The sequence below is a fragment of the Meiothermus sp. Pnk-1 genome (genome assembly GCF_003226535.1).
Lineage (GTDB): Bacteria > Deinococcota > Deinococci > Deinococcales > Thermaceae > Allomeiothermus.
Genome location: NZ_QKOB01000002.1, coordinates 244390 through 254379, shown reverse-complemented (window position 1 = coordinate 254379; position 9990 = coordinate 244390). Strand labels below are relative to the sequence as shown.

At 63.3% G+C, this 9990-nt stretch carries 14 protein-coding genes; 10 read left to right on the top strand and 4 right to left on the bottom strand.

The genetic code is table 11. The features are described 5' to 3' along the window. Nucleotides 1-34: 34 nt before the first annotated feature. Genes DNA98_RS04060 through DNA98_RS04045 form a run of 4 tightly spaced genes read right to left on the bottom strand, consistent with a single transcriptional unit; the run spans nucleotide 35 to nucleotide 1746 of the window. The gene (locus DNA98_RS04060) at nucleotides 35-544 is read right to left on the bottom strand and encodes a Rad52/Rad22 family DNA repair protein (RefSeq protein WP_110526109.1); all 510 of its coding nucleotides are present in this window, start codon (nucleotides 542-544) and stop codon (nucleotides 35-37) included. Further along, nucleotides 541-735, bottom strand: coding sequence for a hypothetical protein (locus tag DNA98_RS04055; RefSeq protein WP_146237977.1), 195 nt, complete (start codon nucleotides 733-735; stop codon nucleotides 541-543). Before DNA98_RS04055 ends, DNA98_RS04060 begins: the two co-directional genes overlap by 4 nt. A gap of 7 nt (nucleotides 736-742) precedes the next feature. Further along, entirely contained in the window at nucleotides 743-967 is a 225-nt protein-coding gene (locus DNA98_RS04050) for a hypothetical protein (protein ID WP_110526101.1), read from the bottom strand. Further along, complete coding sequence (locus DNA98_RS04045; protein ID WP_110526098.1) at nucleotides 964-1746, bottom strand: zinc finger-like domain-containing protein; 783 nt, start codon at nucleotides 1744-1746, stop codon at nucleotides 964-966. Before DNA98_RS04045 ends, DNA98_RS04050 begins: the two co-directional genes overlap by 4 nt. 244 nt (nucleotides 1747-1990) lie before the next feature. Between DNA98_RS04045 and DNA98_RS04040 the strand changes: the two genes are divergently transcribed. The 10 genes from DNA98_RS04040 (at nucleotide 1991) to DNA98_RS03995 (ending at nucleotide 9967) form a co-directional block, all read left to right on the top strand. After that, complete coding sequence (locus tag DNA98_RS04040) at nucleotides 1991-2929, top strand: hypothetical protein (protein ID WP_110526095.1); 939 nt, start codon at nucleotides 1991-1993, stop codon at nucleotides 2927-2929. A gap of 108 nt (nucleotides 2930-3037) precedes the next feature. After that, nucleotides 3038-3334, top strand: coding sequence for a hypothetical protein (locus tag DNA98_RS04035; protein ID WP_110526092.1), 297 nt, complete (start codon nucleotides 3038-3040; stop codon nucleotides 3332-3334). Nucleotides 3335-3425: 91 nt separating this feature from the next. Next, nucleotides 3426-4061, top strand: coding sequence for a hypothetical protein (locus tag DNA98_RS04030; RefSeq protein ID WP_110526087.1), 636 nt, complete (start codon nucleotides 3426-3428; stop codon nucleotides 4059-4061). A gap of 2 nt (nucleotides 4062-4063) precedes the next feature. Further along, nucleotides 4064-5596, top strand: a complete 1533-nt coding sequence (locus DNA98_RS04025; RefSeq protein ID WP_110526084.1) for a hypothetical protein — start codon at nucleotides 4064-4066, stop codon at nucleotides 5594-5596. Between the two features lie 115 nt (nucleotides 5597-5711). Beyond that, nucleotides 5712-6395, top strand: a complete 684-nt coding sequence (locus DNA98_RS04020) for a hypothetical protein (RefSeq protein WP_110526081.1) — start codon at nucleotides 5712-5714, stop codon at nucleotides 6393-6395. Between the two features lie 3 nt (nucleotides 6396-6398). Next, on the top strand, nucleotides 6399-7202 hold the full coding sequence (locus DNA98_RS04015; protein ID WP_110526078.1) for a hypothetical protein: 804 nt from the start codon (nucleotides 6399-6401) through the stop codon (nucleotides 7200-7202). Between the two features lie 9 nt (nucleotides 7203-7211). Continuing rightward, nucleotides 7212-8123 (top strand): hypothetical protein, encoded by a 912-nt coding sequence (locus DNA98_RS04010; RefSeq protein WP_110526075.1) that lies wholly within the window; start codon nucleotides 7212-7214, stop codon nucleotides 8121-8123. A gap of 39 nt (nucleotides 8124-8162) precedes the next feature. Next, complete coding sequence (locus DNA98_RS04005; protein WP_110526072.1) at nucleotides 8163-8474, top strand: hypothetical protein; 312 nt, start codon at nucleotides 8163-8165, stop codon at nucleotides 8472-8474. Then, the gene (locus tag DNA98_RS04000; RefSeq protein ID WP_110526069.1) at nucleotides 8471-9091 is read left to right on the top strand and encodes a hypothetical protein; all 621 of its coding nucleotides are present in this window, start codon (nucleotides 8471-8473) and stop codon (nucleotides 9089-9091) included. Before DNA98_RS04005 ends, DNA98_RS04000 begins: the two co-directional genes overlap by 4 nt. A gap of 3 nt (nucleotides 9092-9094) precedes the next feature. Continuing rightward, a complete protein-coding gene (locus tag DNA98_RS03995) occupies nucleotides 9095-9967 on the top strand; it encodes a hypothetical protein (RefSeq protein WP_110526066.1) in 873 nt (290 codons plus the stop codon). The last annotated feature ends 23 nt before the right edge of the window (nucleotides 9968-9990 follow it).

Here is a 9990-nt window from a genome sequence, read left to right as displayed (position 1 = left end):
ACCCCCCTTCAGGGGGGTGTTGGCCCGCCTAACCCTAGCGGCCTTTAGCGGATTCCCCCTCGGGGGTGAGGCGGATCACCTCCGGCAGGGGCTTGCCCTCCGCGATGGCCTTGGGTAGCCCCTTGAGGCGGTCGAGCACCTTGAAGGGGATGTATTTGTGCTCGCCTTCGACGATTACCCGGGGGTAGCTGTACAGTTCGCGCCCGATCCCCCACACCGTAGCGGCCCGCTTCAAGGCCCCCGAGATGCTGCCTTTGTAGGACTCCATGTCGGTAGGCCCGGAGCCGTCTTTTTTCACTATCCATTCCCCGGTCTCGGGGTTTCGCACCGCGATAGCCGCGATGACCCCCTGCTCGTTGCCGATCAGGGCCGGGGTGTAGTCCACCTGCCAGCCCATAGGCCCGAAGGCCTTGTCGAAGCGGGCCATCACCGCCCGGGCATCGATGTAGGGGGCGATGGTGGTGCTCCCGTTCTTAGCCGCGATGATCTTCCACTCGATTTCCTCGCAGGTGAGGGGGGCGGTGAGGATGGCGAATGGGCTCATGCCATCTCCCTCAGTACCGACTCGACTTCCCCGGCCAGTAAGGCGGCGAAAGCCACCACCGGACCCAGGCAGACCAGCCCCGCATACCACAGCGGGGCGATCCGCACGCCTATCTGCCGAGCCTCGAGGTGGGCCAGGCGAGCTACCACTAGGCCCGTGAGAAGCCACAAAGCGATAAACATTGCCATCATATAGACCCTACTCCCGGTGGGCCATAGGCCCATTAGCCAATCCTTGCAGCGTCTTCAAAACCGCCTTGAGCGCCTGATAGTGGCGCTGGGCATCCGCAGGCTTGAGCTGCCCCCGCTCAATGAAGCGGGGGTAGGCGTTTTCCCGCAGGGCGAGTTCATAGACAACTTCGCGGATCTGCTCGCCCAGGGAGAACTCTTTCTCGGGAAGATTTTTGAAGTCCTCTTTGGTCATATCAACCAATCCTCCCCGTCGCATTTCCAGCAGGGGATATCATCGATCCGCCCGAGTCCCCCGCAGACCGGGCAGGGGTCTTGCTGCTTGGAGTACAGCAGCCGGATGGCCATGCGGGCGAGGGCCGCTGAAAAGGTTTTGCCCTGGTCTTTGCTCGAGACCCACCAAGCCCCCTCGCGGCGGCGCACCTCGAGCTTGTCACCGCAGCGCTCGAGGTAGGTACGCAGCAGGGGCTCGAGCTTTTTCGCAAACACCATGCTAGCGGCTAAGCCCCGGCCCATGACCTCGAGGTTTTCCAGCAGGTTTACCAGGCGCACGAGGTGTTCGCGGTCGGCCAGCAACCGGACGGGTTGATTGTTGATCGCGTTGAATAGCGCAAACCGCAGGTACTGCTCCAGTTCACCATAGGCGGCGTGGATCAGGGCCGCGATTCTCGTGTCTCCCTCGTAGGAATGATGCGCGACCCCGTTGCTGACAATCTTGACCAGGTAGAGCGCGGGATAACGCCGGATCTCCAGGGAGACCCCGGGGGCGAGCATTTGGCGCAGGGTATCCTCTAGCGCGGACATCGAGCCCTCCTTGGGCCAAGCCGCCACGTCTTCTAAAAGCCCATAGCCCTGGCCGAACTGCAGGGCGTACTTATCGGCGTAGTAGGCCAGGGTGCGCGCTTTTGCCGGATCGTGCAGGTGCAGGTCCAGCAACCGGCCCACGAGGCCTTCAGGGTGGGCCCGGCGCCAGGCGGCGAGGGCTCGAGTCTGGTGTATACTTTTTTGGGACATAGATCCTCCTTTCCCCCCGTTGCCGCGGGGGGAGGCTTTTATCGGGAGGCGGTAGCCGCCCGTAGTGCCCTGTTGCGTATTCCTTTTGTTATCACATTGAATCTGTATTGAATTACCAATGTAATCGGATATTTCACGTTCACCACGGGTATGATTTCTGCTCATGTATTTCACGCTTACAGTATTACTTAGTGATCACATCATGTCAAGTACCTTGACCCCACGGCGACCCTAGCCTGAAGCCATGAGCTTACTGGTCCTTCCCCCTGAGGTTGAACACCTCAGCATCGCCCTACCCCAGGACGTACAGGCCGCCCCGACCAGCGCGGGGCAGCGGGCGGTATATTTTGAGGCCGCCAACGATGCCTATGTGGACCGCGAGGGGGAGGTGGTCTCCACTGATGCCCTATGGGACAGCCGCAATCTGCTCAAGGAACAGGGGTCGCTGGATATCTGGCATTTCAGCTTTCTCAAGCAGGACCCCTCATATATCATCGGCAACCCCATTGACGTGAAGCGGGACGGGTCAGCCATCTACGTGCTAGGGGAGATATTCAACCCCACCTCAGCCGAAGCGCAGACACCTTATACCTCAGGCTGGTGGGCCAATCTATTCTGGCATTCCCTCACCGCGCTGCGCCCCCCCATGCGCTGGTTCCCCTCGGTGTTAGGAAGCGCCAAGGGGGCTGAGGTGGAGATCCGCAAGGGCCAGCGGGTGAAGGTGTTCAAGGGGCCGGTGGAGTGGTACAGCGTGGGGTTTGCGCCCCGGGTGCAAAACCCCGGACTTCCCGCGATCAGCACCACCCCCATCGGGCCCTTTCAGGAGGTGGTGGCTAAGGCCGTGATGCCCGCATCGGGGGTGAGGGTAGTGGGCAAGGTAGCCGCAATGTCGCTAGCCACCTTCGCCAAGGCTGTTGCCAGCACGGCGGCGGTCAGCGGGCTGGAGGGCAAAGCCAAGCTCCAGGGCCTTAGCGCGCTGCGGCGGGAAAGCCTCGAGGGAGCCCCCTTGCGCAACCTCTACCGGCGGCATAAAAAACGGGTGCTTGGGCGGATCCTGCGTCGGGAGATTCCCGGAGATCTGGGCGACGTGACCGATGCGTTTGCCAAATGTGGGATGAGCAAGGCCGAAGCCGCCCAATGCGCTAAGTGGTTAGGGGAAGAGTTGCACCGGCTGTTGCGTTAGCAATTGTAAACACGTGTTTATAGACAATTCGCCTATAACGTAGTTAGGCTGAATATGTAGGCTGATAACCTACGGAGGTGTATGTGGGCTGATAACCTACGGAGAACTATGACAAATGAGAACTTCCATATTTCGCTGTCGGACGCTGGTACGGTGGTCTCCGAGGGGCTGCGTGGTTGCCACGCAGATTTTGTTTTGATCGACTACCACCCCGATGGAGACGACATCTCCCCACACGACATTCTGGTCGCCGTGAACCCGCGCACCGGTGAGGCATTGTTCTGGCGGGTGGAGGAAGGCCTCCCCGACGCTGGCTACGATGCGCACGGGAATACGGTTCGGATCAATTGGCGAGTTTGGGAGATAGCAGGCATCGCCCGCGCGCTGAACGCGCTGCACCCGTAGGGGTGGCAGAAAGGAAAAACCCCCGAGGATTACCCTCGGGGGTTTTTCTGACCCCCGCCCCCGCCAAGGCTAATAGCATGAGGAGGAGAGCATGAACACCCCCAAGCGCGGCTTGGCCGCACTTCGTGAACTCCTCGAGCCCGCGGGCGGCGAAACCTTCGCCAAAGCCCAAAAGGTCGAGGACGACGACCTCGAGATGGACTTTTCCGACTACGACGACCTCGAGGACGAGGACAAGGATAAGGAAGAGGCCGATAAGGACCGGGACGATGAGGACCAGGACGAGGACGTGGATGCTACCCCCATCGTCAAGGCCATCTCCGAAGCCCTCGAGGATAGCTCCCGCGATCTAGCCTCGCTCAAGGAGCAAAGCACCCTGCTCGCCAAAGCCGTGGTGGAACTCGGAGGGATGCTCGAGGAGATCGGCAAAAAGCTCGGCGGCATAGAGGGCCTGGAACAGCGGGTAAGCACTCTCGAACGCTTCCTCAAACAGCCCCGCAAGCCCAAGGCCAGCTTCACCCAGGGCCAGCCCATCGCCAAAGCCGCGCCCGCGATCAATTGGACCGAGATCATCGCCAAGGCCGAAGGAAATACCGCGCTGTTTTCGGTTTCCGATATGGCCCGGCTCAACCACTACGCCAACGCGGGGAGCATTCAGGAAGTGCTCACCAAGTTCAGCCCCCGGCAACTTGAAGCCCTTGGACTGTCTGCCATGAAAGGAGCGTAAGCATGAATCCACTCACCCCCCTCGCATCCTTCGGCGGCTATCAGGGCCCGCTCGCAGGGATGTTCCCCGGCCAACTGGCAACCGTTGATCAGTGGCAGCAGTTCATGAAGGCGGTGCAGACCGCCGGAGACCCCCACGCGCTGGACTTCAAGGCGGGCCTCACCGGCGTACCGGCGATCCGCCCCGAATCGCTCGAAACCCTCTTGCGCTCGATTGTGGTGCGCAAGAAAGAGTTCAAGCTGTTCAACCGCCTGAAGAGCAAGAACACCGGCAGCTCCATCACCGAATGGGCCACCCTCTCCGGCCTGGGCCGCGATATCGGCTCGAGCTTCCACGGGGAGATGAGCACCATCCGCGGCGGGATTCCCCAGTACAACCGCGGCGTGCTGCGCATCAAGTACCTCATGGAGCGCACCGGCATCAGCATGGTGGCCGCCCAGCAGGAAACCATCGTCAACGATCTCAAGGCGCAGCACAACGAGGCGGCTACCCTCTCCCTGCTGTCTACCGTTGAGTGGGGCCTGTTCAACGGCGATGAGAGCGTAAACCCCTACGAGTACGACGGGATCAAGGCCACCCTAGAGAAGCAGCGCCCGCAGAACATTTTTGACCTCAACGGTTCCTCCGACACCGAGGAGCTGTTCCAGAAGATCATGGAGGCTTCTTCCAAGGCGGTGGGCTTCGCGGGCGGGTTCAACCGCATCACCGACGCCTTCGTTTCCAACGCGCTCCAACTCGACCTCAACAACCACCTGGCCCCGCAATGGCGTGTCTCCCTCGACCGCAACAACCCCGTCGCCATCAGCTACGGGGCGCCGGTAGAGGCGATCAAAACCGGATTCGGGGACGGGGTAGTGGCCCTCAACCAGGACCAGTTCATCGAGTTTGGCGACGCCGATTACCTGACCACCCCCATCGGCGTGCGGCTGGCGTTGCAGGACCTCAGCATCCCCGCCTCGGCCCCCACCTATCCCACCCTGGCCGTCACTGCGGTAGGCCCTACGCCCTTGCCCAGCGGGATTGTTTCGCGGTTCAACACCGCCGACCGGGCCGGGACCTACTACTACGCCGTGGCCTGCATTGGCGAGGGCGGGGAGGGCCCCATCAGCGGCATCGAGGCGGTGACCATCCCTCAGGGCGGCATCGCCCAGCTAACGATTACCCCGCCCGCACAGGGGAGCATCACCGGCTACGTGGTCTACCGCTCTAAGCGCAACCCCGTTTTCTTCCCCCAGCCTTCCGACCTGCGCAAAGTCAAGCGCATCCCCGCCGACGGGGCCAGTCCCGTAACCTTCTACGACGCCAACGAGGACATCCCCGGCACCACCGACGTCTATTTGCTCAACCTCGAGGATGAGGCTACCCTGGCCTGGCGCCAACTGATGGACCTCACCACCTTCCCCCTCTACCCCACCGATCAGGCCATCTACCCCTGGGCGGTGCTGATGTTCGGCGCCCCGCTGGTGGGCATCCCCCGCAGCCACTTCGTGGTGAAGGGCTACCTGCCCAAGACCGCGGCCTGGAAGCCGTTCTAGCCCCTAGAGGTTTCGCCCCCGGAGCCTTCCGGGGGCGCTTTTATTTCTGACCCCCTCCATCCCCGACATTGAGTTGTGGATGAGGCCGGTCTGCCTCTCCGAAAGGAGAAAGCTCATGGATTATCAGGTTTCCCCGGTTCCAGGAAAACAATTACACCTTGAGGACGCCCACCGGCGCGGGCTGCCGGCGAAAGTGAATGGGGTGCGCTTTGGCTACTCGGACAAGGCCGGTGCGCTGCTGTCGGAGCCGATTGACCGCGCCCGCGTGCAGATGTTTGTGGATGCCTCCCCGGAGGATTGGCGGGTGTGGGACATCGCAGAACGGCGCTGGATCGACTGGCAGCCTACCCCACCCCCCCCTTCGCTCGACGAGATCGTAGCCAAAGAAAAAGCCCGCCTGGCCGCCGAGGCCAAGCCCCCCACCGACCCCTCCCAGGCCTACTTGCTCGAGTTCCGCAAGCGCTATGAGGCGGCTAGCGACAAGGCCAGCATCCCCGCTGACGAACTCAAGCGGGCCCTGTATGAGCTAGGCCAGCCCGCCCGCCCCGATGCCACCCGGGAAGAGCTATTAGCCGCCTACGAGAAAGCTGCCGGGACCCCCAGCGAAACCGAAAGCGCCCAACAGCCGGAAGCGGCTTTTTTGGCGGAGTTCGCCCAGAAAGTCCAGGGGGCTAGCGGCGACCTCAAGAAGATCCCCTACGACGAACTCAAGAAGGCCCTGACCTTACTGCGGGTGGTCTATAACCCCTCCGCCCCCAAGGCCGAACTGTTTGAGCTATACCAACAAGCCACGGCGTAGGCCATGACCCCACGGAGCACCCTCACCCCGGCCTATCTGCAGAACTACATTCTGCAGGGTATCCCCCTCGAGGACAGCGCGGGTAGGCCGCTCGACCCCGCGGTCCTGGCGGGGTATATCGCCCAGGCCGAAGCGGACTACACCCGCAAGTTCGGGGTGCTCTACCGGCCCACCCGGGTGGTGCTGGGGCGGGTGCCGGAGGGGCGCATCCCCAGCACCCCCCCGGAGCGCATCGACCGGCCCGGCCCGGACTACGAGGCGCGGGCCTGGCAAGGCGACCGCTGGAGCATCTTGCGGCTACCGTATGGCCCGACCCGGGAGATCCTCTACGTGGGGATAGGCTACGGGGCCAACGGGGCACAGATCCTCGAGTTCAGCCCGCAGTGGTACCAGCCCACCCCCCACCGCTTCAACCTGCGGTTGTTTCCCGGCAGCACCTTGCTCGCCCAGGCTAATTTAGCGAGCTACGCGGCGGGGTTGCTGGCCGGAAGCCGCAGCGTGGTGCAGGGTTGGCGCATCGCCTATATCGCGGGGTACACCGATATCCTCACCGAGCAGCCCGACCTGGCCCACGCCATCGCCTTGCGGGCGGCGCAAAAAGCCCTGCCTATGCTGACCATGATGGCTCAGGGCTACATTTCCTCGGAATCGGTATCGGTGGACGGGCTCAGCCAGAGCCGGGGCTACCCGGTATCCGCCGGGAAGCATCTATATAGCGCGCTGGCCGATGAACTCAAGGCCCAGGAAGAGGACTTCTTGGGGAGCTTCTTCCAATCGCGCAAGGGCTCGAGGCTGTTGAGCGTGTAGGGGTTCACGGTGAACACACTAGGATTTGACAACCGGCGTTTTCGTGAACTGCTTTCGGGCCAGCAAGCCTGGACCCTGCTCTACCTGCCCGCCGCCATCTGTCCCTGCCGCGACCGGCAAACCGGCTCACCGAGCAAAAACTGTCCGGTGTGCGCGGGATATGGCTTCACCTGGCAGTCTCCCCCGCTCGAGGAATGGAGCGAACGGTTTTACATGGGCTCGATCCGGCGCCCCCCGGTGCTGCGCTACAAGCACGTCAAGGCCGAAGACATCCTCGAGGTGCGGGACGAGCAGGGAACCGTCTACCCCTTCCAGCTCGAGGCCGGGCGCATCGTGTTTCCCACCCTGTCTCCCCCCGTGGGAGCGGCTTTTACGGTGCGCTACCGCGCACCGCTGACGGTGTTGGGGCACATTTCCGGGCTCTCCAGCCAGCGGGAAGTAGGGGAAGAGGGGATCTGGGAGCACAAGACCCTCACCCTCACCCTCTCCGACCGGATGCAAGCTCCCGACGGTTCCTGGCGGGATAACCCCGCCTATAACGCCGAGGAAAACGACCGCTTTGTGGTGGTGGATGCCACCACCCGGGTGCAGCAGGTGCTATGGCGGGGCGAAAACGAGCGGCTGCTGTACGGCTACATTTACACGGTGCTTTCCTGCCATAGCTTGGCCCGTAAAACCTACGCCCGCCAGGACTGGCAATACGGGAGCGACTTCACCCTCGAGGGGGGATTAGTGCGCTGGCAACCCGGACGCGGCCCCGAGGACGGCCTACCCTACTCCGTGAGCTACCTGGCCGCCCCGGAGTGGTACGTGTTTCGATCCGCCGACCTCACCCGCCGCCAGGGGGGGCAGAACCTGCCCAAGCGCCTCACCTTGCGGTCCTGGGAACTCTATCCGCAGCCGGGGGCCGAGCGGCGCTAGGGCCGGAGAGTTCTGTATATTATGTAATTAGAGGTCCCCATGCCCGCCGCTACCCTGCTAGATCCCGTCTTGCTCGAGTACGCCGCCCGCCGGGCCTACCAAGCCGTGCGGGCTTATCGCCGGGTGCTGGGGGAGCCCCCTCCCCCGCCTTGGGAAGATGCCCCGATTGGGCAAAAAAAGCAGATCTACGCGGAGGTGCGCTTTTGGGCGCAGCACCCCCAGGCCCCCCTGGAGACCGCCTACGAGCAATGCTTTGCCCAGGGAGATTACGGGCGGTTGAGCGAGCCCCAACGCACCGAGCGGGCCATCGTTGCGGCTACCGCACTTGCGACTTTGGGGGCTGAGCGATGAGCGAGTTTGTCGTGCAAATCAGCGGCAACCCCAAGGTGCTCGAAAACCTCGAGCGCTTGACGCTGCGCACCGAGGACGTCGCACGGCTGTTTCCCCAGCAGATCGCGGCCCTCGAGCGGCTAGCCGAAGAAGCCCACGCCCGCTTTGCCCAGTGGGCCAGCGAAGCCAGCCGGGGATACGGTGAGTCCATCCGCCTCGAGCGCCTGGAAGGGTTGGAGTGGCGCATATTTGCCGATCCAGAGCGCTATCCCCGCGCTGCCTACATCGAGCAGGGCAACCCCGCTTGGGATATGAAAAAGGTGCTGCGTACCTCAAATAAGGTGCGCTTTGGTCGCCGGGGTCGCTATCTGGTCATCCCCTTGCGGCGGCGCAGCTTGAGTCTGGTGACCCCGGCCTCGAGCACGGAATGGGGCGGGGTGGGCAGCGGCGCATCGGTGTTGACCTTCCGCACCATGAGCGAAGCGAGCCCGCCGGATAGCTGGATCTACCCCGAACGGCCCGGGGCTCGGGTAGCCGAGCGGGTCCTTTCCTGGCTCGAGGAAGCCTGGCCACAGCTTGCGGCCTTGGCCCGCGAGCAAGATGCCCGTGGCCTTACCCAGGCCCTCACCGAGGATTAGGCTATGCCCACGGTTTCCTATCTGACCGCTGAGGTGCGCCCCGAAGGGGGCGCGGTGAGGCTGGCCTTCAGCTTGCCTTCAGGTTTCCCCGAGATATTGGTGTTGCGCCTACCCGCCGGGTCCCCCGCTCCCGATCCGCAGAGCCCCCCACCCCAGGCGCGGGAGGTGTTTGCCGGCCAACCCGAGCCCGGCCCGCCCTACCGATTTATCCGCAATGCCGCAGAGGCACCGCTCCAGCGGGGGCAGGTGTGGGATCTGGAAGCCTTTGTGGATGGACACGACGACGAGCCCAACCGCATCGAGGGCGCTACCTGGGATTACTGGGTCTTTCCCCGCGGGGATAGCTACGGTGAGGGGGCCAGGATCACCGCTAGCATCGCCCGTTCCCTCACCGCCGGGCTGAGCGTGAACGTGAAGAATCTGCTCTACCAGCGGCTGCGCTACCACGCCAAGGCGGTAGGGGGTACGGTAGCCCAGCAAGAGCATCTCATCGAGGGCCAACCGCTCCCCCAGGTGCTGCTCAAGGTGCGCCATGCCCTGCAGGAGCGGCACGCATCCGAGGAGCGCGACCGCGAGCGCAGCGTGCGGGCCGTCACCTACCGGGTTACCGCGGATGTGTTGATACTGGCCGATGACCCCCGCGAGCGCAACGCCCTGGTGACAAACTACCGCGAGCGGCTATTGGGGGACCTGTGGCTGCTCGAGGAATTGGGCTGGACCGGGCTCACCATGAGCGACGCCGATCAGATAGCCGATAAAGAGGATGCGGTGCTCTACGGCTCGGCGTTCACGCTCGAGGGGATGGTCCTGGGATACGTGAGCATCCCCCATCCTTACCGCATCGCAGATCCACTAACCGTCAACGGGGAAAGCTGACCCCCGCGGCAATGAGAATGCGT